This window comes from Bradyrhizobium sp. 23 (assembly GCF_023073295.1).
Lineage (GTDB): Bacteria > Pseudomonadota > Alphaproteobacteria > Rhizobiales > Xanthobacteraceae > Bradyrhizobium > Bradyrhizobium canariense_D.
The window spans coordinates 26,997-53,468 of sequence record NZ_JADPJF010000106.1 but is presented as its reverse complement, the minus strand read 5'-3'; the positions used below and the strand labels follow the sequence as shown (position 1 = coordinate 53,468).

Sequence of the window (26,472 nt, the reverse complement as noted above, 5' to 3'; positions counted from 1 at the left end):
CCTCCGTTCAAATCAGTTCGTCGTGCTCTTCGCTTCCTTCTGGAACTCGTCGATCAGCGGCTGGCCGACGCGGCCTGCGGCGTCCTTGTAGACCGGCTCCATGGCCTTGCGCATCGCCTCGTCCTGCTCCGGCGTGAGCTTGATGATCTCGCTCTTGCCGCTCTTCCTGATCTCGGCGAGCGCGTCCTCGTTCTCCTTCTGCGACTGCGTATTGTTGAAGTCGGTCGCTTCCTTCATCGCCTTCGTCAGCTGGTCGCGGATGTCGGCCGGCAAATCGTCCCAGAACTTCTTGTTCACGATCACGACGTAGCCGATGTAGCCGTGGTTGCTCTCGGTGATGTACTTCTGCACCTCGTGCATCTTCTGGGTATAGATGTTCGACCAGGTGTTCTCCTGCCCGTCGACGACGCCGGTCTGCAGCGCCTGGTAGACTTCGCCGAACGCCATCACCTGCGGCAGCGAGCCGAGCGCCTTGAACTGGGCCTGGAGCACGCGCGAGGACTGGATGCGGAACTTGACGCCCTGATAGTCGGCCGGCGTCACCAGCTTCTTGTTGGCGCTCATCTGCTTGAAGCCGTTGTCCCAATAGGCGAGGCCGGTGATGCCCTTCGGTTCGAGCAGCTTGAGCAGCCTGGCACCGAGCGGACCTTCCGTCACCTTCCGCAGCGTCTTCAGATCAGGCAGGATGTAGGGGAGATCGAATACCTCGAACTCGCGGATGCCGAGCGGGCCGAACTTGGAATTGGACGGCGCCAGCATCTGCACGCTGCCGAGCTGGAGCGCCTCGAGTTCTTCCTTGTCCTTGTAAAGCGTCGAGTTCGGGTAGATCTCGACCTTGACCTTGCCGCCGGTGTACTTATCGGCGAGCTCCTTGAATTTCTCCGACGCCTTGCCCTTCGGCGTGTCGGTGGCCACCACGTGGCTGAACTTGATGATGATGGGCGACTGGGCCGATGCCGGCCCGGTCAAGCCAAGTGCCAGGACCGCGATGGACGCAGCGATCGCGAAGGTGCGCATAATCTCTCCCTGTTGTTATTTGGGCCACCGGGCGCGCGGGTGGCCTATGCCGTCAGCATCAATACAGGTCGACATCACCAGCTGCTATTGGTCGTTAGCAGGGCAGCCATTCATGGTGAACGCCGCAAGCACCGCCTCTCCCGCTTCCGGAAGAGGCGGTAGTAGCCACCTCAGCTCGCCGCCGCGGTCGTTACGGTGTCGCGCTGGCGTTTCATGACGATCTTGTTGAGCGCGCCGAGATAGGCCTTTGCTGAGGCCACCAGCGTATCCGGATCCGCCGCGCGCGCGGTCATCGCGCGTCCCTCGTGCGACAGCCGCACCGAGACTTCGGCCTGCGCGTCGGTGCCTTGGGTCACGGCGTGGACCTGGTACAGCTCGAGCTTGGCTTCGTGCGGCACCAGGCGCTTGATGCAGTTGAACACGGCATCGACCGGCCCGTTGCCTTCGGCCTCCTCGATCTTGATCTGGCCGTCGACATCGAGCTTCATCGTCGCGCGCTGCGGGCCATGGGTACCGGCGATCACGGTCAGCGAGGTCAGCTTGATGCGGTCGTGCGAAGCCGCCATCTCCTCGTCGACCAGCGCCTCGATGTCCTCGTCGTAGATGTCCTTCTTGCGGTCGGCCAGCGCCTTCATCCGCGTGAACGCATCTTCCAGCTGGTTCGGACCGAGCTTGTAGCCCATCTCCTCCAGCTTGTGCACGAAGGCGTGGCGGCCGGAATGCTTGCCCAGCACCAGCGAGGACTGCTTGAGGCCGACCATCTCGGGCCGCATGATCTCGTAAGTGGAAGCGTCCTTCAGCACGCCATCCTGATGGATGCCGCTCTCATGCGCGAACGCGTTGCGGCCGACGATGGCCTTGTTGTACTGCACCGGGAACGAGGTCGCCGCCGACACCACCTTCGAGGCGCGGGTCAGCTGCGTCGTGTCGATCTTATTCCAGAAAGGGAATTTGTCGTTGCGCACGTTGATCGCCATCACGATCTCTTCCAGCGCGGCGTTGCCGGCACGCTCGCCGATGCCGTTGATGGTGCACTCGACCTGGCGCGCGCCGCCAATGACGCCTGCCAGCGAGTTCGCCACCGCCATGCCGAGGTCGTTATGGCAGTGCACGGAGAACACCGCCTTGTCCGAGTTCGGCACGCGCTCGATCAGCGTCTTCATGAAGTGGGTGTATTCGTCGGGCGTGGTGTAACCGACGGTATCAGGAATGTTCACCGTGGTGGCGCCAGCCTTGATGACGGCTTCGACGATGCGGCACAGATAGTCCATCTCGCTGCGGGTGCCGTCTTCGGCCGACCATTCGACGTCGTCGATCTGGTTGCGGGCGCGCGCGACCATGGCCACCGAGGTCTCGAGCACCTGCTCCGGGGTCTTGTTCAGCTTCACCCGCATATGCAGCGGCGACGTCGCGATCACGGTGTGGACGCGGCCACGCTTGGCGAATTTCACCGCTTCTGCGCAGCGGTCGATGTCGGCCGGATGGGCACGCGACAGACCGGCGATGACGGCGTTCTTGGAGCGGCGGGCGATCTCGCTGACCGCCTGGAAGTCGCCTTCCGAGGTAATGGGGAAGCCGGCCTCGATGACGTCGACGCCCATATCGTCCAGCATCTCGGCGACCTCGAGCTTCTCCTCGAAGGTCATGGTGGCGCCGGGGCACTGCTCGCCGTCGCGCAGGGTGGTGTCGAAAATGATGACGCGGTCCTTATCGGACTTGTTCACGGGGGCCATTTGAATTTCCTTTTGAGCTTTTTGCGCCGTCAGTCTTCTGGGCGCTTGAGGTGTCCGGTGATCTCGACCAACCCCTGAGCGCCCAGGCGCATGGCGCCCAGCCGGCCCTCAGGGGCAAGTAAGAAGAAGCCCGCCAATCAGGAGGGTAGGCAGCAGCGCGGCCGGGATCGCGGCGGCGGCAAGAGCCACCTCCCCCGAAATCCCATCGATTTGGCCGCGAATCAGCATTACCGGACCCTTTGAGCCCTCAAATCCTCGGTCAAAACCGTTGACGGTTGGTTGCCGGGAGGCTCGATGCGTCGTTTCTAGACGAGAAATGGCAGCAACCGCAACGCCAAAAGATGGACAGAAGGGCTGACATGATCGCAGCGCCGGATGCGTGACCGGTGCCAATTGTTTGGCCGACCGAACGCCGGCAAGGCGGTCAAGCTATGCCGAGCGGCGAGCGCGAGCCCTGCTCTCCCAGCGGTTCAGCATCTGACCGAGCTCGCTGGTGGCAACCGGCGTAGCCGTGCCAGCGATCGCGATATCGTTGGTGTTGGCTGGTGCGTTGGCACTGAGCCAATCCGGCTCGCTGTACTCACGCCAGCGGCGCGCCTCGGCTCGTCTTTTTCGGGAGACGTAGTCGCGGGTGAAATAGCCGGCCGCAAATGCAATCCCGAGCAGCAAAACCAGTACGACGACAGCGACCACAGTAAACTCCGACTTACGCCCCGAATGACGTTCTGCCAGCATCGCGCAGGAGGTCAAGGCTTGACATTCCCCTGCTTGGCAATGTCCCGAAGACAGCTCCGGTAAACCCCGTCACGCCTGATGAATTTGTCGTTTCCATGTTCGACGTTGCAGCGCTTTGCCGCCCCGATCTCGCTGAGGATGCGTACCTCCCCCTCGCAACCGTCATCGGACCGGACTAACCTTGCCCTGCTCGGCCGGATCAACCGGCTAGCCGAACATGACCGGGAGGACGCGATGACACGCCAAAAGCAGCGTGACCAGGATGCTGCGCTTTCACGACGAACGCTCGTTCAGGGGTTTGCGCTCGGCGCCGCCACTTTTGCCGGCGCCGGCTCCGCGCTGGCCCAGACCGGACCAGCCGCACCGCCGACGACGATTACCACCCCGCCACGCGATTTCGGTCCCAACGGCGCGCCGACCACCTATTTCTGGGACCCCGATGTCGTCACAGTCGATCCGTCCTTCAACGATCTCGCGCAGCCCAACACTGCGATCAAGCGTCTCTATACGGGTTTGCTGTGGGCTGAAGGCCCGGCGTGGAGTGCACAGGGCCGCTATCTGCTATGGAGCGACATTCCCAACAACAGGCAGATGCGCTGGAGCGAAGACGACGGTCGCGTCAGCGTGTTCCGCTCGCCGTCCAACAATTCCAACGGCAACTCGTTCGATTTCCAGGGCCGTCAACTTTCCTGCGAACATTTGACCCGGCGGGTGACGCGTTATGAACATGACGGCACCGCGACCGTGCTTTGCGACAATTACAACGGCAAGAAGCTGAACTCGCCGAACGACGTCGTCGCGCATCCTGACGGCAGCTACTGGTTCACCGATCCGCCCTATGGCGGCCAGCTCTACGAAGGTGAGCCCGATGCCGTGGGCGGTCCGAGCAATTCCGGCGGCAAGCTCAATCCTCGGATTGGACAGCCGGCCGGCTTCGCACCGGGCAAGCGCGAGCTTCCGACCAATTGCTATCGCATCGACCCTAGCGGCCGTGTCGATCTCGTCGTCACCGAGGAGCAGGTGCCCGATCCCAACGGGCTGTGCTTCTCGCCGGACTTCAAGAAGCTCTACGTCGTCTCGACTGGCAAGGGACCCGGCGACACCGGCCCCGGCGGCAAGGGCGAAATATTCGTGTTCGACGTCGGTGCCGACAACAAGCTCACCAACCACAAGCGGTTCAGCGAGTGCGTGATTGACGGTGTGAAGTGCGGACCGGACGGCGTGCGCTGCGACGTCAACGGCAATGTCTGGGCCTCCAGCAATGCCGGCCGCGCCGTCGGCTACAGCGGCGTGACGACGTGGTCGCCGGAGGGCAAGCTGCTCGGCCGCATCCGGTTGCCCGAAGTGTGCGGCAACGTCTGCTTCGGCGGCCCCAAGCGCAATCGCCTGTTCATGGCGGCGAGCCAATCGCTCTATGCGGTGTACACGGCCACGCAAGGCGCCGGACCGGGCTGAGCCCGCGCGCAAGATCGCAAGCACGGGCGTCGGCGTGGATCGCCGGCGCCCGCGGTTCCCTGATCGCAATCAAATTACGCCGCGGGCAAATCTCCGCCATTAATCCAACGAAGATTGAATCGCGCGGCAAGGCCGCAGCGCGGTGCAAAGGCATGATGCTCTTCGTTCTCGCGCCCGACTTGAACCGGGAGTTGCGCGATGCGCCGTATGCCGAACGACACCATCATCGTCAGCGTGGGGAACCAGCAATTCGTGACGGAGTTCGGAGACCCGGGCCTTCCGAACGGAGGCCGCGGCGGCAGCGACAAGATGATCGCGACCGTCGACGGTGGCAACGCGGTCCTGATATTCGTTGGCGACGACCAGACCCTCCAAGGACATTCTCACGGAGGAGGCGACCATCTCGCCGCGACCGTCACAGGCTTCGGGGACTACGTGTTCCTGGACGGCGATGCGCAGGCGATGTCCGGCGACGCCCATGGCGGCAACGATGTACTTCATGTCGATGCATCGACATCGATCTACGCGTCTCTCGGCATTTTTGGCGATGCCGAAACCGCCATGTCAGCCGACACGGGGGGCGGCAATGACGTCGTCATTGCATCGATGGGAAACAGATCGTCCGGCACGTTCGGCGGAGATTCCGGCAGTTCCATGAGCGATCACGCGCGTGGCGGCAATGATATCCTCAGCGTGACCCAGGGCGGCAGTTACGGCGGCGCTTCAATCTCCGGCGATGCCCTCGTCTCCATGAGCGGCGATGCGCACGGCGGCAACGACATGCTCATCTACACCGTCGGTGCCCCAGCCCGATCTGGCGGCGCGTCTCTGGTCGGAGACGCCGGCTACATGAGCGACGATACCCGTGGCGGCAACGATATCCTGATCGCGACCGTCGACGGCAACCCGGACTCCACGTCCATCGTGCTCGTCGGAGACGCCTCGAACATGTCAGGCAATGCGCATGGCGGAGATGATATCCTCCTCGGCAGCAGCCGCGACGATTTCCTGTATGGCGACGCACAGACCTACGCTCCGTTCACAGCCGGCTCGATCACCGGCGGCAAGGACATGTTGAATGGCGGTGGCGGAAATGACCAGCTCTGGGGCGGACCGAACGACGACAGATTCGTCTTCGACAAAAATTCGGGCCTGGACGTGATCAACGATTTCGACCAGGGCAACAAGGCTGTCGGCAGCACGGCGCGAGAGCATGATTTGATCAATTTGCACGATTACGGCTTCGCAGACTGGGCGGCGCTGAAAAGCCTGATCAGCGATGACAGCACAGGAAGCGCGGTGATCCACCTGACGGCGACCGATACGATTACGCTGGAGGGGATCCATACCGCGGATCTCCATGCAAAGGATTTCATTGTATGAGAGAGCATTCGTGCGCGTTGTGATCTGCGGCGGCGGCGTCATCGGCGCCTGCACCGCCTGGTTTCTCCGCCGCCGCGGCATCGACGTCATCGTCGTGGAGCGCGCAGACGTCGCGGCCGCAGCATCAGGCAAGGCGGGCGGCTTCCTCGCGCGCGACTGGTGCGAGGGCTCGCCGCTCGATGCGCTGGCGCGACGGAGCTTTGCGATCCATGCGCAGCTGCCGGAACAGATCGCAGGCGATTGGGGCTATCGCCCGATGACCGCTTATAGCGGCTTCGTTGCCGCCGATGGCCACCCGCGCCGGGATGCACCGTCCGCGCTCGGCTGGCTCAGCAACGGCGTCATCATCGCCCAGCGCATCGGCACGATGGAGACCGCCGCGATCGTTCACCCCAAAAAATTCACCGTAGCCGTGATGAACGCGGCGCTCGCGGAAGGCGCCGAGTTTCGTCCCGGCCAGGTGACCGGCATCATGCGCGATGCGAACGGCACCACCGCGACGGGCGTCGAGGTCGACGGCGGCATCGTCGAGGCGGACGCCGTCGTGATCGCGATGGGACCATGGTCGCTGCTCGCGGCGCAATGGATGAGCCTGCCCGCCGTCTACGGCCAGCGCAGCCCGAGCATCGTGTACGACACCGGCACGGATGCGCCGGCCGATGCGCTGTTCCTGGAGTATGAAGAGAATGGCAGTGCCGTGTCGATCGAGGTCTTTCCTCGCGCCGACGGCAGCACGCATATCACCGCTCTCTCCGACATCGCGCCGCTTCCGCTCGATCCGGCGGCCGTGACGCCGGACAAGGACGCGATCGCGCGCCTGCAAACCATGTCCGAGCGGCTGTCGCCGCTGTTCCGCTCCGAGAGGATCATTGCGCAACAAGCCTGCTTCCGGCCGGTGACACAGGACGGCCTGCCGCTGATCGGCAAGGTGCCGCGAAGTGAAGGTCTGTATGTTGCGACGGGGCACAATGTATGGGGCATCCTGAATGCGCCCGCCACGGGCGAGGTCATGGCGCAGCTGATCGTGGAGGGTGCGACGCGCAACGTCGACATCTCGCCATTCGATCCGGCCCGGCTCGCGCCGCTCGATCCATCGCTGCTGCAAGCGCGCTGAGCCGACGCGACGGCATCGCAATTCAGCGTTCCGGTTGCTGTGCGCCCGCGATAGCTGCGCATGCCTACCGACGAAATCTGCATGCCTGCGCGTGAAACGGGTCCGACAGCTTTCCTGCCCGCTATTGCCCAGCGCTAGACTTTAGTTCGTGCCTCACAATCCTGAACGCGGTTTCACTTGCCGAGAATGTCTCCGCCGGTATAGTCGCGGCATAATGGCTCATAAGAGGCCTGTTAAGGGAGAGAACAAGATGAAGAAACCGCTCTCTGTTGCGTTGCGAATAGCACTCGGTACCGCCGCGGCCGCTGTGTTGATGAGCTCAGGCGCGGCGCTTGCGGCCGACCCGATCAGGATCGGCGTGATCGCGGAAGCGCAGGCGATTGCCGGCGCCTCCATCCCCCAGGCGGCACAGCTCGCCGCCGACGAGATCAACGCCAATGGCGGCGTCGACGGCCGCAAGATCGAGATCGTCTCTTACGACAATCATTCCTCCTCGGCAGATTCAGTGCGCGCCTTCCAGCGCGCGGTGAACGAGGACAAGGTCAATGCGGTCATCGCCAGCTACATCAGCGAAGTCGTGCTGGCACTGGAGCCCTGGGCCTCGCGGCTGAAGACGCCGTTCGTCACGCCCGGTGCCGCCTCCAACGAGATCAGCAAGAGCGTCCATGCCGACTACGAGAAGAACAAGTACACCTTCCACGGCTATCTGACCTCCGCCGCGCTGGCGCTTTCCGTCTGCGACGGCGCCAAGGACCTGCTCGTCGACAAGATGCACATGAAGACCGCGGTCATCATGAGCGAGGACGCCGCCTGGACCAAGCCGCTCGACATCGGCTACGAGGAATGCCTGCCCAAGATCGGGCTGAAGGTGCTCGACCACATCCGCTTCTCGCCCGATACCACCGACTTCACGCCGATCTTCAACAAGATCGAAGGCTCCAAGCCCGACGTGATCATCACCGGGATCTCCCATGTCGGCGTGCAGCCGACGGTGCAGTGGAAGAACCAGCAGGTGCCGATCCCGATGTTCGGCATCTCCTCGCAGGCCACCAACGAGACCTTCGGCAAGGACACCAATCAGGCGGCCGAGGGCGTACTCTACCAGGGCGTCTCCGGCCCAGGCGTCGCGGTGACGCCGAAATCAGTGCCGTTCGCCGAAGCCTTCAAGAAGAAGTTCGGCAACTATCCCTCCTATGCCGGCTACACCGCCTATGACGAGGTCTACTACATCGCCGATGCGGTGAAGCGCGCGGGCTCGACCGACGCCGACAAGCTGGTCGCCGCTCTGGAGACGACCGACTGGGAAGGCACGATCGGCCGTGTCCAGTTCTACGGCAAGGACGATCCGTTCACGCACTCGATCAAATACGGCAAGGGCCTGATCACCGGGCTGATGCTGCAATGGCAGGACGGCAAGCAGAGCGCGGTCTGGCCCAAGGAAGTCGCCAAGGTCGACGTCAAGTTCCCGAGCTTCATCAAGCTCTCGAACTAGCAGGACACGCTCCCGGGACCAGCTCCCGGGAGCTTCCACATGCGGCCCCCGCAGCACGTTGCTCCAGCAACATCGTCTCTCATAAATCGGATTGCCAACCCTAGATGCGTGCTTTCCAGATTCTGATCGATGGCTTTGCCATCAGCGCTCTCTATGCTCTCGGTGCCACCGGCTTCACGCTGATCTTCGGCGTCTCCGGCGTCCTCAACCTCTCCCACGGGGCCATCATGGTGGCGGCAGCGGTGGCGGCCTGGGCTGCCGCCAGCATCCTGAATGTCGGCACCTATGCCGGCGCACTGATCGGCGTCGGTGTCGCCCTCCTTACATCCTTTGCGACCTATTTCGCGGTGGTGAAGCCGATCCAGGATTCCCGGCGCATCCCGAATGAAGAGAAGGAGATCTTCGTCCTCACCGGCACGCTGCTATGGGGGATCATGATCCAGGAGGTGATCGCTTATTTGTTCACCAACAACGCCAAGACCGTGCTGCCGATCGTCGAGGGCGTGGTCGAGATTCTCGGCGTCCGCACGCCCAGGAACGAGATCTTTACCGCGATCGTGTGCTGCTTCGTCATCGCTCTGTTGTGGCTCCTGGTGAACCGCACCCGCACCGGCAAGGCGGTGCTGGCGGCCTCGATGAACCCACGCGGCGTCACCCTGCTCGGCCTCGAGCTCACCAACATCTACGTCGTGGTGTGGGCGATCTACGGCATCCTCGCCGGCATCGCCGGCGTGCTGCTCGGAATGTTTCTCGGCGTCAGCTCCTACAGCGTCGGACCGCTGACCGCGAGCGCGTTCTCGATCGTCGTGCTCGGCGGCCTCGGCAGCGTCTCCGGCTCGCTGATCGCAGCCTTCGTGGTCGGCTATCTCGAAACGCTCACGGCCTATCTGGTCTCGCCAGCCTACCGCACCATTCCGGCGCTGCTGCTGCTCGTGTTCGTGATGTACATCCGGCCCCAGGGCCTTCTGGGGAGGCGCTGAGATGGCCAGCTTCTTTACGACACGCCTGTTCTTCATCTCATTCGCGCTCGTCGTCATCGCGGCGACGCTGCCGCTCTACGTCTCCGGCTACGTGCTCGGGCTTCTCACCGTCGCCTTCTATTTCGGCGTGTTTGCAATGGCGTGGGACCTGCTGTTCGGCTTCGCCGGCGAGGTCAATTTCGGGCCGACCTTCCTGATCGGCGTCGGCGCCTACACCGCCGGCATCCTGAATGCCCAGTTCGGCTGGTCAGTCTATCTCTGCATCGTGCTCGGCGCGCTCGCCTCCGTCATCGCCGGCCTCGTGCTGGCGCTGCCGGCGCTTCGGGTGCGCGGACCGTATTTCGGCCTGACCACGCTGGTCGCGGTGCTGATGCTGCAGAATTTCATCGTGGTGTTTGCCGACCTCACCGGCGGCGAGATCGGCTTGACCATTCCCGACGTCATCTCCATCAACGCCGGCGTCAATTACTGGATCGCGCTCGGCTTCATGACGATCTCGGCGGCCATTCTCTATGGCCTGTCGCAATCGCCTGTTGGCCTGGTGCTGCAAGCCAGCGGCCAGGACCCGGTCCAGGCCGGCGCGCTCGGCTTCAACATCGTCAAGCACAAGCTCGCCGCCTTCATCGTCAGTGCGTTCTTCTCGGGGTTATCAGGCGCGCTGCTGGTGTTCTACTTCGGCACCGCCTCGGTCGGCACCGTCGTCGACGTCGCGGTCGGCGTCAACGTGATCGTCTCAGCCGTGCTCGGCGGCCGGCGCACCGTGCTTGGCGCGGCACTCGGCGCGATCTTCCTGATCGTCGCCGGCGAATTCCTCAGGCCCACCGGCGAGCTCGCGACCTTCATCGTCTCAGCTGTCGCGCTGCTCGTCGTGCTGTTCTTCCCCGGCGGCTTTCTCGGAGCGGCCCTCTCGCGTGAGGCGCGCTCGTGATGGATATGCGATCTTCAAACCGGGCCGTGCTCGAAGTCCGCGGCCTGACCAAGCGCTTCGGCGGACTGACGGCGGTGAAGAACCTCGGCTTCGAGGTCAATAGCGGCGAGATTTTTGGCCTGATCGGGCCGAACGGCTCGGGCAAATCGACCGCGATGAAGAGCGTCATGGGCATCGAACGCCCGACATCAGGCGAAGTCGTATTCGAGGGCGAGAACGTCGCGGGCTTGCCGGCGCACAAGATCGCGCGCAAGGGCTTTGGCATGGTGTTCCAGCATTCGCGACCGCTGAACCGGCAGACTGTGCTGGAGAACATCATGGTCGCGCTGCTGCCGGACAGCCTGTTCATGCTGTTTCCGGACAAGGCGCTGCTCGAGCGCGCCAAATGGATCGCCGATCGCGTCGGGCTCGGCAACGTGATGAACCGCCGCCCGCCGACGCTGCCCTTCGCCGACTTGCGCCGGCTCGAGCTGGCAAAGGCTATCGCGCGCGATCCCAAGGTCGTGCTGGTGGACGAGCCCTTTGCCGGGCTGACGCGGGCCGAGGTCGAAATGTTTTCCGACCTGATCCGCAGTTTCCGCGACGAGGGCCGCGCGGTGATGCTGGTCGACCACAACGTCAAGAGCGTCGCGGCGTTGGTCGACCGCGTGCTCGCGATGTATCTCGGCGAGGAGATCGTCACCGGCAAGGCCGAGGACGTCATGAAGAACGAGACGGTGCGGCGGGTCTATCTCGGCGGCGCCATCGAGACCCATGCGCGGCCCGAGACCAGCTTCAAGGACAAGGTGCCGCTGCTCCAGGTCGAGAATGTCAGCGTGTTCTACGGCAAGGCGCAGGCGCTGGAGAACGTCTCGATCCACGTCCATGAGGGCGAGTTCGTCTCGATCGTCGGTCTCAACGGCGCCGGCAAGACCACATTGTTCAACACCATCTCGGGCTTCCTGCCTTATAGCGGCGAGATCGTGCGCAACGGCGAGAAGCTGCGCGGCACGACGCCGGCGAAGATCGCCCGCAGCGGCCTCGTGCAGTGCCCGGAATCGCGCGAGCTGTTCGGCGAGATGAGCGTGCGCGAAAACCTCGATCTCGGCGGGCAACATCTGGCCGACGACAAGCGCGCGGCACAGCTCGCCTGGCTGTTCGAGCTATTCCCGATCCTGAAAGAGCGTCAGGGCCAGATGGCGCAAACGCTCTCCGGCGGCGAGCAGCAGATGCTTGCGATCGGCCGCGCGCTGATGATGCAGCCGCAGATCCTGATCCTGGATGAACCGACGCTGGGTCTCGCCCCCGTCATCCTCGAACTCCTGTCCAAGGCCCTAACCAGGCTGCGGCAGACGACATCGATCACGGTGTTGCTCGGCGAGCAGAACGTGACCTTCGCGCTTCCGCATGCCGACCGCGTCTATGTGCTCGAGCATGCAAGGATCGTCTGGGAGGGCGATCCGGGCCGCTTCGCCGCGGAGGCTGGCGCCGATTTTCTCTAGTTCGCCCATACCAACAACAAAACAAGCAAAAGGAAACGACCATGCGACCATCGAAGAGTTTGAGCGGCAGCTTCCTCCTCGCCTCCGCGCTGGCGCTGTGCCTTGCTGCTCCCGCCTATGCGCAGTCGAACGATCCTATCAAGATCGGCGTCATCGCCGAGGTGCAGTCGATCGCTGGTGCCGCGACGCCCGGCGGCGCGCAGATCGCCGCCGACGAGATCAACGCCAAGGGTGGCATTCTCGGCCGCAAGATCGAGATCGTGACCTACGACAACAAGAGCTCCTCGGCGGACTCGGTGCGCGCGTTCCAGCGCGCGGTGAGCGAGGACAAGGTCTCCGCCGTGATCGCGAGCTATATCAGCGAGGTCGTGCTGGCGCTCGAGCCCTGGGCAGCGCGGCTGAAGATGCCGCTGATCACCCCCGGCGCGGCCTCGAACGAGATCACCAAGGCGATTCATAACGACTACGAAAAGAACAAATACACCTTCCACGGCTATCTGACCTCGGCCGCACAAGCGCAGCTCGTCTGCGACGCCGCCAAGGATCTGCTGGTCGACAAGCTCAAGTTCAAGACGGCCGCGATCATGAGCGAGGACGCCGCCTGGACCAAGCCGCTCGACGTCGGCTACGAAGCCTGTCTTCCGAAAGCAGGCCTCAAGGTCGTCGAGCACGTGCGGTTCTCGCCCGATACCACCGACTTCACGCCGATCTTCAACAATATCGAGGCCAAGAAGCCGGACGTGATCGTCACCGGCATCTCGCATGTCGGCGTGCAGCCGACGGTGCAGTGGAAGAACCAGCAGGTGCCGATCCCGATGTTCGGTATCAGCGCGCAGGCGCTGAGCCCGACCTTCTGGAAGGACACCAATGGCGCCGCTGACGGCGTGCCGTCGCTGGCGGTCGCAACACCCGACGTCGCCGTGACCTCCAAGACGAAGCCGTTCGCAGCCGCCTTCAAGGCCAAGTTCGGCTCGCCGCCGGCCTACACCGGCTACACCGCCTATGACGAAGTCTACTTCATCACGGAGGCGATCAAGCGCGCCGGCTCGACCGATCCGGACAAGATGGTCGCTGAGCTTGAAAAGACCGACTACGAGGGTACGATCGGCCGCATCCAGTTCTACGGCAAGGACGACGAGTTCACCCACGGCATCAAGTCGGGTCCCACGACCGTATCCGGTCTGGTCTTCCAGTGGCAGGACTCCAAGCAGGTCGTGGTCTGGCCCGAGAAGATCGCGGAGGGCAAGCTGAAGTTTCCGAGCTTCGTGAAGCTGTCGCAGTAACACGCCGGGCTGGGCACCAGGGGCCCGTCCCGAGCGCCCCATCGCCCTTGCATGGCCCGTCGCTTCAATCGCGGCGGGCCTTCGCTTTGTGCAGAACGCAACCGATGCGCTGGCATCTGTGGACCCATCCTGCGATCCTGCCGTTATCTCCCATGCGTGGGCCGGAGCAGCGAGATGGACGACCGATCAAGACACCCCGATGACCTGATGCAGGATGACGGCTTCGTTCGCGTGCGGGGCGCGCGTGAGCACAATCTCAGGAACGTCGACGTCAGTATTCCGCGCAACGCCCTCGTCGTGTTCACCGGCGTGTCGGGCTCCGGAAAATCCTCGCTCGCCTTCGGAACGGTCTACGCCGAGGCGCAACGGCGATATCTGGAATCGGTGTCGCCTTACGCGCGGCGCCTCTTCCACCAGATGCAGATCCCTGAGGTGGACGACATCGAAGGCCTGCCGCCCGCCGTAGCGCTCCAGCAGCAGCGCGGCGCGCCGACGACGAGGTCGTCCGTGGGCAGCGTGACGACCATCTCGAACCTGCTCAGGATGCTCTATTCCCGTGCCGGCGAATACCCGCGCCGACAAAGGATGCTCTATGCGGAATCGTTCTCGCCGAACACGCCGGAAGGAGCCTGCCCGACCTGTCACGGTATCGGCAGGATGCTCGACGTCACCGAGAAGTCCATGGTGCCCGACGACACCCTCACCATTCGCGAGCGCGCCGTCGCGGCGTGGCCGAGTGCCTGGCAGGGGCAGAACCTCCGGGACATCCTGACCACGCTGGGCTACGACGTGGACAAGCCCTGGCGTGAGCTGCCCAGGAAGGACCGCGACTGGATCCTGTTCACGGAGGAGCAGCCGACCGTTCCGGTCTATGCCGGTTACGACTTGGCCGAGGTCAAACGGGCCCTGCGCCGCAAGGAGGAGCCGAGCTATCAGGGCACGTTCACCGGCGCCAAGCGCTACGTGATGCAGACCTTTGCCAAGTCCGAGAGTGCGATGATGAAGCGCCGCGTCGCGCAATTCATGATCACCCAGGACTGCCCGACCTGCCATGGCACGCGATTGAAGCCCGAGGCACTCAAGGTCAAATTCGCCGGACTTGATATCGCCGAGATGTCTCATCTGCCGCTCGAGAAGCTGCAGGAGGTGATGAACCCTTTCGCGGAGACTTCGACCGTCGGAGCATCGGAGAAAACCATCGTCGCCAGGCGCATCTGCGAGGATCTGTCGGCGCGGCTGGCCGTCCTGCTCGACCTCGGCCTCGGCTATCTCGCCTGCGAGCGCAGCACGCCAACGCTGTCGCCCGGCGAGTTGCAGCGGCTGCGGCTTGCGACCCAGGTTCGCTCCAACCTGTTCGGCGTCGTCTATGTGCTCGACGAACCGTCGGCAGGTCTGCATCCCGCCGACACCGAGGCGCTGCTGCGGGCGCTGGACCGGCTGAAACACGCGGGCAATTCGATCTTCGTGGTCGAGCACGAGATCGAGGTGATCAAGCATGCCGACTGGCTGGTGGATGTCGGGCCTGATGCCGGCGAAGGCGGCGGGAACATCCTCTATAGCGGACCGCCCTCAGGACTCGGGCAGGTCGCGCAATCGCGAACCGCCCATTATCTCGCGCATCCACGAAAGCCGCTGCCGATGGTCCGCCGCCAGCCGAAGGCGCATCTGAAAGTCCGGGGTGTGACCCGGAATAATCTCCGCGGCCTCGACGTCGATATCCCGCTCGGCGTTCTCGCCAGCGTGACCGGCGTGTCGGGCTCCGGCAAATCGAGCCTGATCAGCCAATTCCTCGTCGATGCCATGGCGGAGCATCTCGGCCATGCACGGGCTGCGGACGCGGACGACGATAGCCTGGCACCCACGGTCGAGACATTGGGCGGCGAGATCGTCGCCGGCCTCGACCAGGTCGATCGTCTCGTCGTGGTGGATCAGAGGCCGATCGGCCGCACGCCGCGATCCAACCTTGCAACCTATACCGGCCTGTTCGACCACGTCCGGAAGCTGTTCGCCGTGACGCCGCAGGCAAAGTCCCGCCGCTACGATGCCGGGCGCTTTTCCTTCAATGTCGCGAAGGGCCGATGCAGCACCTGCGAAGGCGAAGGATTTGTCTGCGTCGAGCTTCTGTTTCTTCCCAGCGTCTATGCGCCCTGCCCGACCTGCAAGGGCGCGCGCTACAATGACAAGACGCTGGAGGTGAAGATCCGCGGAAAATCCATCGCGGATGTGCTGGCGATGCGCGTCGACGAAGCCTTCGAATTCTTCCACGAAGATCCAACCCTCAACCGGTCCCTATCGGTCGTCCGCGAGGTCGGGCTCGGCTATATTCGTCTCGGTCAGTCCGCCACCGAATTGTCGGGCGGGGAAGCCCAGCGCATCAAGCTTGCGACCGAGCTCATGCGGCCGCAACGCGGTCACACGCTCTATGTCCTGGACGAGCCGACCACCGGTCTTCATCCCAGGGATGTCGAGCGGCTGATCGCCCAACTCGAGCGCATCGTGGACGCCGGCAACAGCGTGGTCGTGGTCGAGCACGACATGGATGTCGTCTCTCATAGCGACTGGATCATCGACCTCGGTCCCGGCGCCGGCGAGGAAGGCGGCCGTATCGTGTCGTCGGGGACGCCGCGAGAGGTCGCCGCGGCCGGCGGGAAGACCGCTGGCTATCTTGCCCGTCGCTTGAAACAGTAACGGGCGCGCTCATCACCCATTTCGCAATTGCGTTCTGCGTCGCGGAGACCGGACCCCGACTTTCGCCATGTTGACTTTCCGCCGCCCCGCTCCCCATACTTCGAAAAAGAATAACAAGACCAAATCATAAGACGATCTTTGAGGGAGGATAGGATGCCCACTTCACGCAGGCAGCTGCTGAAGAGCTCGGCGGCTGCCGCCGCCGCACTCAGCCTCGATTGGACACGGGCCCAGGCGCAAGCCGAGAATTTGCGCATCGGCTTGATCTACGACCTCACCGGTCCGTTTGCCGCCGGCGGCTCGGTCGCCTCCTCGGTCGGCGCGCAGATCGCCATCGACCTCGTCAACGAAAAGGGCGGCATCGGCGGCAAGACCAAGATCGTGCCGGTCGCGGCGGACTCTCAGAGCAAGGCCGACGTCGCCATCAACGAGGCCGAGCGGCTGATCAGCCAGGAAAAGATCGACATCATCAACGGCGTCTATTCCAGCGCGCATGCGGTGCCGATGGCGGCGAAGGTCGAGCAGCAGAAGAAGATCCTCTGGATCACCACCGCGGTCTCGACCGCCGTGTTCAAGGACAAGAACCTGCAATATGTGTTTCGCGCGCAGATCCATTCCGATCAGTACGGCCAGGCCTTCGCGGGCTTCGTCGCCGAGCACGCGCAAGGCAAGCTCGGCATGGACCCGAAGGACGTCAAGGTCGCGCTGATCCACGAGGACGGCCCTTACGGCGTCGGCGTCGCGGCGGCCGACGAGGCCTATGCCAAGCAGGCGGGCATCCAGGTGGTGATGCGCGAAGGCTATTCGGCTTCCGCGCCCGATCTCTCGGTGCTCGTGACCAAGCTCAAGCGCGCCAAGGTCGATGTGATCTCGCACGCCGGCTACAACCCCGACATCACCCTGTTCCTGCGCCAGGCCCGCGAGAGCGGATTGCGCTTCAAGATGCTGTTCGGCGCGGGCGCCGGCTACAGCCAGCTCGACAAGCTGCGCGCGACCTTCGGCCCCGACATCGACAATTTCTGCAACATCGATCCGGTGCCGGCGCAACTGCTCGATGCCTCCAAGCTCGCGCCTGGAATCGGCGACCTGACCAAGACCATGGTCTCGCGCTACCAGGCCAAGACCAGCGCCACCGACGTGCCGCCGCATTGCTCGATGGGTTTCAACCAGACCTGGATCTTGCTCAACAACGTGCTGCCGGTCGCCAAGGAGAAGTACGGCAGCTTCGAGCCCGAGGCCATTCGCAAGGCCGCGCTCGACGTCGACATTCCAGCCGGCGGCACCATCCAGGGCTATGGCGTGAAATTCTTCCCGCCGGGCACGCCGATGTCCGGCCAGAACGAGCGCTCGACCCCGGTGGTGATGCAGAATGCCGGCGAACACATCTCGGTGGTGTGGCCGACGAACATCCGGACGCGGGACCCGGTGTTTCCGCTGCCGAAGGGCTCGACCTACGGGACGTGAGGCTACGCGCCGCGCCGACGGTGCACCCTTTCCCCTTGCTTGCGGGAGAGGGTGGCTCGCCGCGAAACGGCGAGACGGGTGAGGGTTGCCTCCGCGAGCAAACCTCTCTCATTTTAAACCGCGGAGAGAACCCCTCATCCGGCGCTATAGCCGAAGCTACGCTTCGGCGTTCTTGAGAACGGCGGCCGAAGGCCGCCTATGCCACCTTCTCCCGCAAGGGGAGAAGGATTGGCACCGTGCCTGCGGCTAGCTCAGTGAGTTCATCACGCCCTACATCATCACCCTTCGTCCCTCCTCCGCCGCCCAGTATCCCGCGTAGTTCACCTTGATTGTCTCGTACGCCAGCGCGAGGTCCGACAGCGGCTGCCGTCCCGTCGCGGCGCATTCCATGAAGTCCTGGATCTCCTGGAGATAGCCGCGCGTCCACTCCTCTTCGAGGCAGACATATTGCCAGCCGGTTTTGCGGTCGACCTTCTCGGTGATGTAGACGGAGGCGAGTTTCTCCTCGGAGGTCTGGTAGCTCATCAGATGATCATTCGGCGTGATGTTGGCGAACAGCGAGCCGCCTGACGTGTAGGTCTCGATCAGATTGCGCACGCCGCCCATGATCATGTCGCCGGAGAACACGGTGGCCTTGGTGCCGTCCGAAAACGTCGCGGTCAGCGTGCCCCAATCCTCGACGTCGACAGGATTGGCCTTGATGTAGGTGCGCTCCTCCGGCTTGAGGATGGCCGTGACATTGCCGACATCGCCGCTGACGCTGGCGACGCGGATGGTTTCACCGCGCGCCTTGGCCTCGACCTGCTTGAGATACAGCACCGCCGAGAGCGGATGGCAGCCCATCCGGATCAGCGAGCCGCCCCCGGTCATCGCCCATTGCGCGGCATGGGCCGCATGCGATCCGGAATGGCTCTCCTCGCCCTTCATGAACAGGATTTTGTCCTTGGTCGCTCTCAGAATCTCCGCGGTCTTGGTCACGGCCGGCGCGTAGATCCAGTCCTCGGCATACATGAAGAGCTTTCCGGTGCGCTCGATCGCGGCACGCGTGGCGTCCATCTCTTCCAGCACGCGCTCATACATCAGCGCCTTCGGCACATGCCTGCCGATCGGCTGCCGGTCGCCGTCGCGGCCGAAATAGCCGGCGAACGGCTTTTCGCAGATCACATGCTTGCCGGCCTGCATGGCGGCGACGATCATCCCCGCATGAAGATTGGGCGGCGTGCAGATGTCGATGACATCGAGCTCGCGGTCTGCGATCAGCTCGGCGAAGCTGCGATAGACCCGTTGGATCTGGTGGCGGCCGGCGAATTCGACGACATGGTCGCCGCGCGCAGCGACCGCCGCGACCTCGACATCCACCCCGTAGACGCGCCGGAACGCATACATATGCAGCTCCGACACGAAGCCGCAGCCGACGAGTCCCACCCTGATCCTGGCCATAGCGCCCCCCGCTTTGGGCGGCACTATAGCGTGCTGGCAGGTCTATTCCACCGAGACCCGCACCACGCCGGCGCTCATCATGCCCAGCGCCTTGGCAGCCGGCACCGAGAGATCGACGATGCGGCCGCGGATGAAGGGGCCGCGATCGTTGACGCGGCACTGAATCGAGCGGCTGCCGTAGGACACCCTCAGCACGCTTCCGAACGGACGCGTCCGGTGCGCGCAGGTCAGCTCACCTTTCCCGGCTTTTCCGTAGCTGTAATAGGAGGCAAGCCCGCTTTCGGCCTGGGCAAAGGAAACTGCAGAAAGCGAAAACGTAGCAAGGCAAGAAAATAACGTGGTCTGCGCTCGCACGGCACCCCTCCGGGTTGGCCTGCCCCGGGCGCAAACGTTTGTCGGTTCCCGTGGGTTCCTGAGCCACTGCCGGGCCGCGCCCGGCAGTGCCATCACAGTTCTGTTACTGTTTGTGGAATACGAGCGTCCGAACCTCGATGCTCTCGCGCGGCGCGGCATCGGCCGGCGTGGTCGGATCGACGAACGCGGCGTGCGGCCCGAAGCGGGTGCGGCCATCGGTTGCGGAATCGTAGCACTTGAGCAGCAGTGCTTCGTCCGCCGTCATCTCGGGGAAATAGAACCAGCGATGGTTCGGATTGTATTTCACCGAATAGATTTCGCCGCGACGGTTGGGATAGATCAGATCCGAGGCGACGAGATCGTCGGGCGCAACCGTCGTGCCGTCGGCCATCGCCAGCGGCGAATCTCGCAAAGGACCGCGGATCGGCCGCCACAGATTGATCACCTGGACGCGGCCCTTCAGCAACTCTTCGGCCTCGTCGGGCAGATGCTCGCGCACGCGGTTGGCGCCTGAGACGGCGGTCTGATCCACGTGGACGCGCGTTGCCGGCTGACGCGGGCCACCGTCGCGGATGTCCGCGGCACCCTCAACGCGCCTGCGCACGGTATGGTCGAAGATGACGACGCGGTCGGCTTTCAGCGTTGCGCGCAGGAAGGCCTCGACGGCGGGATAGTAGACCGCCTTGATTTCCTCCTCATTAGAGAAGTCCTTCACCTGATGTGGATGCCGCACCAGCGCAAAGCCTTCGCGGTCGAGCGAGATGTTTTGTGCGATCAGCCGGGCATCGAAGATCGGTACCTGATGCGGCTCCGGCAATGACGTGCTTTTGGGCTCGCCAGGCGGTGGATCGAAGGCGTAAGTGCGCGGCTTGCCCGAAACCGGCGCGAGGTAATTGAGTTCAGCGGTGACGAAGGGAAGCGATTCGATTTTTGTTTCTTGCAGGCCCATGGCCGGTCTCCCGATGTGGTCGTCTGGATGATTTTTGAAGACACCGGGCGTACTGCAAGGGAGTTGGTGCAAATAGCAATGCGAGTGCTGTCGCTGGCATGAAACGCAGAACAAACGCATCGCGAAATCCGGCCGGGTTGGAATGCGCCCTGCCCGCTTCACGGATGCTTGAGAGCCTTTTGAGATCTCGTGCCCCGGACGCAGCGCATCACGCAGTGGTACGCTGCTGAGCCGGGGCCTATCTCACCGGGAGCATCTGTGCGGCATGGGTCCCGGCTCTGCGCAGTAGCGATCTCGGCCGCCTCGAGCTTCTGCTTGATCAGACCCCAGTGAAGGTAGAGGTCGATTTCGCTCTGCTCGTCCGCGACCAGCCGAACATTATCGCGTCGGCCAGCATGAGACGGATCATTCCGCCGCCTCGCCGCGAACAGGCTGGCGCTTGGCGATCAGCTCGCGCGTCAGCGGGATCAGCTCACGGCCATACTCGATGGCATCGGGAAGCGGATCGAAGCCGCGGATCAGGAAATGGCTGACGCCGAGGTCGCAATAGTCGCCGAAGACCTCGGCGACCTGCTCGGGCGTGCCGACCAGCGCGGTGGTGTTGCTGTTGGCGCCGGTGAGCTTTGCGATCTCGGTCCACAGCCGCTTGTCGATGCGGCTGCCCTGGTCGGCGAGCGAGAGCAGACGCCGCGCGCCAGCGGTGGCATGGCCGTCGGCGGGCTTGCGATAGCCGGTCTTGTCCTGGAGCGCGGTGGCGCGCGCAAGAATCTCGTCCGCCTTTTCCCAGGCCTGCTTCTCGGTCGGAGCGATGATCGGCCGCACCGAGAGGCTGAAGCGCGGCGTCCGACGGCCCTGCCTGACGGCCGCATTGTGAACCCGCGAGGTGACGTCGCGCACCTGCGCATAGGATTCACCCCACAGCGCAAAGGTGTCGGCATGCTTGCCCGCGACGTCGATCGCAGCGTCAGAGCCACCACCGACGAAGGTGTAGATGCCGGCCTTCTGCAGCGGCTTCACCTGCGAAAAACCGTTCTCGACGTTGTAGTACTTTCCGCTGTAGTTGAACGGCTTCTCGCTGGTCCATTCCAGCTTCACCACGTCGAGAAACTCGCTGGTGCGGGCGTAACGCTCGTCCTTGTCGTCGAGCGTATTGCCGTCCTGCCTAAGCTCGGCTGCATTGCCGCCGGTGATGACGTGGAGCGAGACGCGGCCTCCATAGAGTTGGTCAAGCGTCGCAAGCTGCCGCGCGAGCAGCGTCGGCGCGGTAAAGCCCGGTCGCTGCGCGATCATCACTTTCAACGATTTGGTGATGGTCAGCACATGCTGTGCGACCTGGAGCGCATCGGGCGTGGTTGAATGGAACGCCAGCAGCGCACGATCGAAACCCGCGAGCTCATGCGCCTTCGCCACCGTCTCGATATAGGCGGCATCGAGCACCGGGCCCTGGCGTACGATGGTCTCGGAAGCATTGCTGTTGGCGATAAAGCCGATGAACTCGACCGACATGATGTTCTCCCTGAATGTTTGGCGGCAGGCTAGAGGCCCAATGCGGCACGGCCGAGGCCGGTGCGCGTGGAATCGTCCTGCGGCGTGTGCACGCGACCGCACAGGACGTCGCGATAGTGCCGCTCCAGCGGATTGGCGCGGGACAGGCCGTGATTGCCGGTCAGCGACAAGGCATTCTCGACCGCGGCGACGGCGTTATTGGTGACGGCCAGCTTGATGACGTTGGACTCGGCCGCGGAAAGCGCGACACCGTCATCGAAATCACCGGCAAAGGATGCGATCAGCCGTGCATTGACGATGAGCCGCGCCTCGATCGCGCCAAGGATCTCCTGCGCCCGCGGCAAGGTCGCAAGCGGCGCGCCCAGGCTGGCAGGGACCCGCTGCTTCAGGAACCCGACCAGCCAGTCGCGTGCAGCCCGCGCAACGCCGTCATAGATCGCGGCGACAAAGATCGTGTGGACCGTCGCCTGCGCCACATCAGGTGCGCGCCAGTCCGCCGGCTCGCGCACATCGATCTCGGCATCGAGGGGTATCACGACGTCCTCGAAGATGACGTCGTGGCTGCCGCTGGCCCGCAGGCCGTGATGATCCCATGTCTCGACGATGCGCGTGCCTGGCAGGCCCGCCGGCACCAGGAACTGTCCAACGCGCGGCTCGGCTTCGTCCGTCCGCGCCCAGACCAGATACCATTTCAGGATCGGCGATCCCGTCGAATAGATCTTGTGCCCCGAGAGCCGCCAGCCGGTCTCGGTCCGACGTGCAATGGTCGCGGGCAGGCCGCCGCGCGCAGGCGAGCCCAGTTCGGGCTCGACGCGGAGCGCATTGACGAGCGCAAGGCCTTCGACGCTCTCGCGCGCGAGCTTGCGCGACAGCCGCGCCGGCCAGGTCGGGCTCCGTGCCATCACCAGATGGTTGATGTAGTGCATCGACAGCACCAGCGCGGTCGACGGATCGGCCTTGCCGATGATGCCGAGGACGCGGGCGGCGTATCGTGCGCCAGCTCCGGCCCCGCCATGGGCGGCAGGCACCGTCAGCGACAGCAGGCCTGCTTCGGAAAGCTCGCGAAAGTTCTCGAACGGGAAGCTGCCGGTGCGATCGTGCTCGGCCGCGCGGGCGGCGAAAGCCTCGGCCAGCGCCTCGGCACGTGCGATGTAGTCGGGCTCGTGATGCGCCGCGCGGCCCTTGGCGATCGAAGTCACCATGTGGCGTCCAATCCGAGCAGGCCAAGGATCTGGCGGCGCAAATCCACCAGATACGGATCGCCGCGATGGCGCGGATAGGACCGGTCGACACGGATGTCTGCCTTCACACGCGCCGGGCGGTCGCTGAACACGATGACGCGGTTGGCGAGCACCAGCGCCTCCTCGGCGTCATGCGTCACCAGCAGCGTGGTAAAACCCTTGCGCTGCCACAGTGAGACCAGCTCGGCCTGCATGGTGATGCGGGTCAGCGAGTCGAGCTTACCGAGCGGTTCGTCGAGGATGAGGATTTTGGGATCATTGACCAGTGCGCGGGCCAGCGCGACGCGCTGCGCCATGCCGCCCGAGAGCTGGTGCGGATAGGCATTGCGGAAGGACGATAGCCCGACGAGATCGAGCGCGGCATCGACGCGATGACGCTGGCTCTTCAAGATGCCCTGCGCCTCCAACCCGAGCGCGACGTTGTCCCAGACCGTGCGCCAAGGAAACAAGGTGGGATCCTGGAACACGACGACGCGCGACGGGTGCGGTCGCGTGATGCGCGCCTCGTCCTCGCGCAGCGTTCCGGACCGGGGCTTGTCGAGGCCTGCGACGAGGCGCAGCAGCGTGGACTTGCCGCAGCCGGAGGGGCCGAGCAGCGCAACGAACTCGCCCGGCTCGACGGAGATGCTGACGTCGCTGAGCACCGGCAGCTCGGCGCCGTCGATGTCGAAGGCGTGGCTGACCTGCTCGATGTCGAGCGCGGCACCGGCCGCCGGGTGAGCGTCGAAGTCAGCCAGTGCGGTTGCGGCTACCATTTCACTGTCCCCTTTTGCCAAACCAGCAGGCGATCGCGGATCGCAAACAGCAGCGTGATCGCGCCGGAGCAGAGCAACGACATCACGATCAGCGCCGCATACATGTTGGCATAGGCGGCCCAGCCCTGCGCCCATTGCAGGTACCAGCCGAGCCCTGCCTTGACGCCGATCATCTCGGCGACGACGAGCACGGCAAAGGACGAGCCGAGCCCCATGAACAGGCCCACGAAAACGTGCGGCAAGGCCGCGGGGATCGCGACCTTCAGCACCAGGAAGGAAGGCTTCGCCCCGAGCGTCCGCGCGACGTCGTAATATGCGTTGCTCACGCTCGCGACACCCGACCAAGTCAGCACGGTGACCGGGAAGCCGGTTGCCAGCGCGATCAGAAAGCTCGATGCGCTCCAGCTCGACGGAAAGGTGAAGAAGGCGATCGGCAGCCAGGCGGTCGCCGGCAACGGGCCGATGAAGCGCAGCACCGGATGCACCCAATAGCCGACCGCGCGCGACCAGCCGATCGAGACGCCGGTCAGGAAGCCGACCGTCGCGCCGATCAGATAGCCGCCGAGCTGGAGCTTGACCGAGGCGAACACGCTGTCGAGCAGTTTTGGCAGATCGTCGGTGTAGACCTCGATGATCGATTGCGGCGGCGGAAAGAACGGCAACGGTAGCCAGGCGAATTTTGCCGTCGCGACTTCCCACAGGGTCAGGACAACGCCGAGCACGACGAGCCACGGCGCGCGCTGGCGCAAGGCCCGGCCCGTCGAACCGAGGTAATCGGCGCCGACCGTCCCGAACAACGCGATCGCTGCGATGACAAACGCGGCAATGCCGAGCGAATGGGTCCGCGACCAGTCGCCGACGTCCTCCCACCACAGGCAGGACAGGCCGAAGGCAATCCACGCCACGCTGGCGAGAATGCCGGCACCGGAGTCCCGGACCCAGCTCGTCAGCCAGGGTGCGCGCGAGAGGCGCGGCGCGCCGGAGGCAAGGCCGTCAGACAGCGAATACGTCGACATAGATGCGCTCCGCGAATCTGGCCGTATCGGTGCTCTGCTTGAACACCTGCACGCTCTTGAGATCGTCGGCATAGGCCTTGAGCTCGCGCTTTAGCACTTCGCCGACGGGGTGATGGTGATGAGTGTGGTAGCGCACCATGCCCTCGATATCCGTGAGCGACGCCGTCTTCGGCGCGTAAGGCTGGAACGATTTCGCCGTCACAGACGGATTTTGCGCGGTGAACATCGCGGCATCAAGCAGCGCCTGCGTCAGGGCGCGCGCGACCAGCGGCTCCTCGCGCACCAGGCTGCCGCGCAGGCCGAGGATGCAGCAGCTCTTGTCGCGATACTCGCCATCGAGATTGGAGGCGACCTCCTTGTACTGGCTGTCCTTGAGCCAGAGATAACCCAGCGGGTCGGACGACAGGAATGCCTGCACCTCGCCCTTCTCGACGGCGACGTTGAGAAGGTTGCCGGGATAGGCGCGCCAGTCGACATCCTTGTTCGGATCGATACCGAGCTTGGCGAGCTGAATGGAGAAGAAATTCTTGTCTGGGCCGCCGAGATCACCGACCGCGACGATCTTGCCCTTGAGATCGGCAAGCTTGCTCACGCTGGAATCGGCGCGGGTCAGGACCCGCATGCAGCCACCGTGGGTGCCGGCGGCAATCTTGACGTCAAAGCCCTGCTCCAGCGGCTTTAGCCAGCGCAGCGCCATGCCGAGACCGGCATCGCTCTTGCCGGTTGCGATGGCCTCGAGCAGCTGGTCGGTCGAACCGGAATAATTGATGAGCTCGATGTCGAGATTATGCTTCTGGAACAAGCCGTGCTCGATGGCGACCGGCACCGGGGCGAGACAGACCGCGCCCGCGTTCCAGGATAGCTTGAGCTTGCGCGGCGCGCCGGTGAGCGCGGGCACATCCGACGCAGTCCGGCACAGCGGAAACTCCGAGAGATCGACGCCGGGCGCGATTGTCCGCGGCGCAAAGGCCTGTGCCGCACCGAAGGCACCGAGCGGCGCAGCGAATGCCGCAGCTAATCCCGCCTGGAGCAAATGGCGCCGGTCGAGCCTCGATCCGTCGCGCTTGTCGTCGTCGTTCATCCGTCTCCACTCCTGCGCTGGCACGGCTCCGCCATCGGCACAACAGCTTGCGTTGCGCCTGTTCCGTGCGGACCTGCGTCGAGAGAAAATCTTTTCGCCGGCGCCTGCTCGGTGCCTTGATGCGATGCGCAAATCATGCGGCGCGTTCGCCGTATCGTCAATGAAATGGAATTTCGAATGTGGCACGAAGCGAAGTCATTCTCTCCACCGGTGCGTGCGAGGACGACGAAAGGATTTCCGCCGATGGATCGATTGACGGAGCACGGGGCTACTCCCTCTCCTGCTTCATTTTTGCGCAGCATCAGTGGCGCATACCGCACGTTCTCGAAATCGGCGCCTCGCTGAAACGTCCTTGCCGATCGCGCGCGCAATACGGT

21 protein-coding genes are annotated in these 26,472 nt (G+C 64.0%); 10 read left to right on the top strand and 11 right to left on the bottom strand.

Annotation, left to right across the window (positions count from 1 at the left end):
- Positions 1-12: 12 nt before the first annotated feature.
- The 3 genes from IVB32_RS27415 to IVB32_RS27405 form a co-directional block, all read right to left on the bottom strand.
- A complete protein-coding gene (locus IVB32_RS27415) occupies positions 13-1,017 on the bottom strand; it encodes a TRAP transporter substrate-binding protein (RefSeq protein ID WP_018457501.1) in 1,005 nt (334 codons plus the stop codon).
- A 170-nt stretch (positions 1,018-1,187) separates the two neighbouring features.
- Positions 1,188-2,750 (bottom strand): 2-isopropylmalate synthase, encoded by a 1,563-nt coding sequence (locus tag IVB32_RS27410; protein ID WP_018457500.1) that lies wholly within the window; start codon positions 2,748-2,750, stop codon positions 1,188-1,190.
- Between the two features lie 429 nt (positions 2,751-3,179).
- A complete protein-coding gene (locus tag IVB32_RS27405) occupies positions 3,180-3,443 on the bottom strand; it encodes a hypothetical protein (RefSeq protein WP_018457498.1) in 264 nt (87 codons plus the stop codon).
- 276 nt (positions 3,444-3,719) lie between these two features.
- Here IVB32_RS27405 and IVB32_RS27400 point away from each other — a divergent pair, with 276 nt between their 5' ends.
- The 10 genes from IVB32_RS27400 (at position 3,720) to IVB32_RS27355 (ending at position 17,753) form a co-directional block, all read left to right on the top strand.
- Positions 3,720-4,940 (top strand): SMP-30/gluconolactonase/LRE family protein, encoded by a 1,221-nt coding sequence (locus tag IVB32_RS27400; protein ID WP_018457497.1) that lies wholly within the window; start codon positions 3,720-3,722, stop codon positions 4,938-4,940.
- A gap of 198 nt (positions 4,941-5,138) precedes the next feature.
- Positions 5,139-6,323: a hypothetical protein gene (locus IVB32_RS27395; protein ID WP_247368918.1), complete on the top strand. Its 1,185-nt coding sequence runs from the start codon at positions 5,139-5,141 to the stop codon at positions 6,321-6,323.
- Between the two features lie 10 nt (positions 6,324-6,333).
- A complete protein-coding gene (locus IVB32_RS27390) occupies positions 6,334-7,437 on the top strand; it encodes an FAD-dependent oxidoreductase (protein WP_247368915.1) in 1,104 nt (367 codons plus the stop codon).
- A 250-nt stretch (positions 7,438-7,687) separates the two neighbouring features.
- On the top strand, positions 7,688-8,929 hold the full coding sequence (locus tag IVB32_RS27385; RefSeq protein WP_085350214.1) for an ABC transporter substrate-binding protein: 1,242 nt from the start codon (positions 7,688-7,690) through the stop codon (positions 8,927-8,929).
- 104 nt (positions 8,930-9,033) lie between these two features.
- Complete coding sequence (locus tag IVB32_RS27380) at positions 9,034-9,909, top strand: branched-chain amino acid ABC transporter permease (RefSeq protein ID WP_018457493.1); 876 nt, start codon at positions 9,034-9,036, stop codon at positions 9,907-9,909.
- Position 9,910: 1 nt separating this feature from the next.
- Positions 9,911-10,837: a branched-chain amino acid ABC transporter permease gene (locus IVB32_RS27375; protein ID WP_085350215.1), complete on the top strand. Its 927-nt coding sequence runs from the start codon at positions 9,911-9,913 to the stop codon at positions 10,835-10,837.
- Entirely contained in the window at positions 10,837-12,318 is a 1,482-nt protein-coding gene (locus tag IVB32_RS27370; protein WP_026233383.1) for an ATP-binding cassette domain-containing protein, read from the top strand. Before IVB32_RS27375 ends, IVB32_RS27370 begins: the two co-directional genes overlap by 1 nt.
- A 41-nt stretch (positions 12,319-12,359) precedes the next feature.
- A complete protein-coding gene (locus tag IVB32_RS27365) occupies positions 12,360-13,601 on the top strand; it encodes an ABC transporter substrate-binding protein (RefSeq protein ID WP_247368912.1) in 1,242 nt (413 codons plus the stop codon).
- 174 nt (positions 13,602-13,775) lie between these two features.
- Complete coding sequence (gene uvrA, locus IVB32_RS27360; protein WP_247411956.1) at positions 13,776-16,289, top strand: excinuclease ABC subunit UvrA; 2,514 nt, start codon at positions 13,776-13,778, stop codon at positions 16,287-16,289.
- A 153-nt stretch (positions 16,290-16,442) separates the two neighbouring features.
- Positions 16,443-17,753 carry an ABC transporter substrate-binding protein gene (locus IVB32_RS27355; RefSeq protein ID WP_018457488.1) on the top strand — a complete coding sequence of 437 codons (1,311 nt, stop codon included), beginning with the start codon at positions 16,443-16,445 and terminating at the stop codon, positions 17,751-17,753.
- Between the two features lie 270 nt (positions 17,754-18,023).
- Here IVB32_RS27355 and IVB32_RS27350 read toward each other — a convergent pair whose 3' ends face one another.
- The 8 genes from IVB32_RS27350 to IVB32_RS27315 all read right to left on the bottom strand — a co-directional run bounded on the left by IVB32_RS27350 (position 18,024) and on the right by IVB32_RS27315 (position 26,095).
- Positions 18,024-19,193, bottom strand: a complete 1,170-nt coding sequence (locus IVB32_RS27350) for a Gfo/Idh/MocA family oxidoreductase (RefSeq protein WP_247294797.1) — start codon at positions 19,191-19,193, stop codon at positions 18,024-18,026.
- A 42-nt stretch (positions 19,194-19,235) separates the two neighbouring features.
- Positions 19,236-19,547: a septal ring lytic transglycosylase RlpA family protein gene (locus IVB32_RS27345; RefSeq protein WP_026233379.1), complete on the bottom strand. Its 312-nt coding sequence runs from the start codon at positions 19,545-19,547 to the stop codon at positions 19,236-19,238.
- Positions 19,548-19,650: 103 nt separating this feature from the next.
- Positions 19,651-20,496, bottom strand: coding sequence for a CmcJ/NvfI family oxidoreductase (locus IVB32_RS27340; protein WP_247294798.1), 846 nt, complete (start codon positions 20,494-20,496; stop codon positions 19,651-19,653).
- 405 nt (positions 20,497-20,901) lie between these two features.
- A complete protein-coding gene (locus IVB32_RS27335; protein ID WP_018457484.1) occupies positions 20,902-22,002 on the bottom strand; it encodes an LLM class flavin-dependent oxidoreductase in 1,101 nt (366 codons plus the stop codon).
- 29 nt (positions 22,003-22,031) lie between these two features.
- Complete coding sequence (locus tag IVB32_RS27330) at positions 22,032-23,204, bottom strand: acyl-CoA dehydrogenase family protein (RefSeq protein ID WP_018457483.1); 1,173 nt, start codon at positions 23,202-23,204, stop codon at positions 22,032-22,034.
- Entirely contained in the window at positions 23,198-23,998 is an 801-nt protein-coding gene (locus tag IVB32_RS27325) for an ABC transporter ATP-binding protein (protein WP_018457482.1), read from the bottom strand. The genes IVB32_RS27330 and IVB32_RS27325 overlap by 7 nt, the downstream gene beginning before the upstream one ends.
- Positions 23,992-25,014: an ABC transporter permease subunit gene (locus IVB32_RS27320; protein WP_247294801.1), complete on the bottom strand. Its 1,023-nt coding sequence runs from the start codon at positions 25,012-25,014 to the stop codon at positions 23,992-23,994. Before IVB32_RS27320 ends, IVB32_RS27325 begins: the two co-directional genes overlap by 7 nt.
- Positions 24,992-26,095 (bottom strand): ABC transporter substrate-binding protein, encoded by a 1,104-nt coding sequence (locus tag IVB32_RS27315; protein WP_085360713.1) that lies wholly within the window; start codon positions 26,093-26,095, stop codon positions 24,992-24,994. Before IVB32_RS27315 ends, IVB32_RS27320 begins: the two co-directional genes overlap by 23 nt.
- Positions 26,096-26,472 lie beyond the last annotated feature (377 nt).

Bases quoted from the DNA above. Each gene is read 5' to 3' on its own strand.
- IVB32_RS27330 (WP_018457483.1), bottom strand. From the start codon at position 23,204: ATGGTGACTTCGATCGCCAAGGGCCGCGCGGCGCATCACGAGCCCGAC.
- IVB32_RS27365 (WP_247368912.1), top strand. From the start codon at position 12,360: ATGCGACCATCGAAGAGTTTGAGCGGCAGCTTCCTCCTCGCCTCCGCG.
- IVB32_RS27340 (WP_247294798.1), bottom strand. From the start codon at position 20,496: ATGGGCCTGCAAGAAACAAAAATCGAATCGCTTCCCTTCGTCACCGCT.
- IVB32_RS27400 (WP_018457497.1), top strand. From the start codon at position 3,720: ATGACACGCCAAAAGCAGCGTGACCAGGATGCTGCGCTTTCACGACGA.
- IVB32_RS27320 (WP_247294801.1), bottom strand. From the start codon at position 25,014: ATGTCGACGTATTCGCTGTCTGACGGCCTTGCCTCCGGCGCGCCGCGC.
- IVB32_RS27350 (WP_247294797.1), bottom strand. From the start codon at position 19,193: ATGGCCAGGATCAGGGTGGGACTCGTCGGCTGCGGCTTCGTGTCGGAG.
- IVB32_RS27370 (WP_026233383.1), top strand. From the start codon at position 10,837: ATGGATATGCGATCTTCAAACCGGGCCGTGCTCGAAGTCCGCGGCCTG.
- IVB32_RS27410 (WP_018457500.1), bottom strand. From the start codon at position 2,750: ATGGCCCCCGTGAACAAGTCCGATAAGGACCGCGTCATCATTTTCGAC.
- IVB32_RS27415 (WP_018457501.1), bottom strand. From the start codon at position 1,017: ATGCGCACCTTCGCGATCGCTGCGTCCATCGCGGTCCTGGCACTTGGC.
- IVB32_RS27385 (WP_085350214.1), top strand. From the start codon at position 7,688: ATGAAGAAACCGCTCTCTGTTGCGTTGCGAATAGCACTCGGTACCGCC.
- IVB32_RS27315 (WP_085360713.1), bottom strand. From the start codon at position 26,095: ATGAACGACGACGACAAGCGCGACGGATCGAGGCTCGACCGGCGCCAT.
- IVB32_RS27335 (WP_018457484.1), bottom strand. From the start codon at position 22,002: ATGTCGGTCGAGTTCATCGGCTTTATCGCCAACAGCAATGCTTCCGAG.
- IVB32_RS27355 (WP_018457488.1), top strand. From the start codon at position 16,443: ATGCCCACTTCACGCAGGCAGCTGCTGAAGAGCTCGGCGGCTGCCGCC.
- IVB32_RS27395 (WP_247368918.1), top strand. From the start codon at position 5,139: ATGCGCCGTATGCCGAACGACACCATCATCGTCAGCGTGGGGAACCAG.
- IVB32_RS27380 (WP_018457493.1), top strand. From the start codon at position 9,034: ATGCGTGCTTTCCAGATTCTGATCGATGGCTTTGCCATCAGCGCTCTC.
- uvrA (WP_247411956.1), top strand. From the start codon at position 13,776: ATGGACGACCGATCAAGACACCCCGATGACCTGATGCAGGATGACGGC.
- IVB32_RS27375 (WP_085350215.1), top strand. From the start codon at position 9,911: ATGGCCAGCTTCTTTACGACACGCCTGTTCTTCATCTCATTCGCGCTC.
- IVB32_RS27325 (WP_018457482.1), bottom strand. From the start codon at position 23,998: ATGGTAGCCGCAACCGCACTGGCTGACTTCGACGCTCACCCGGCGGCC.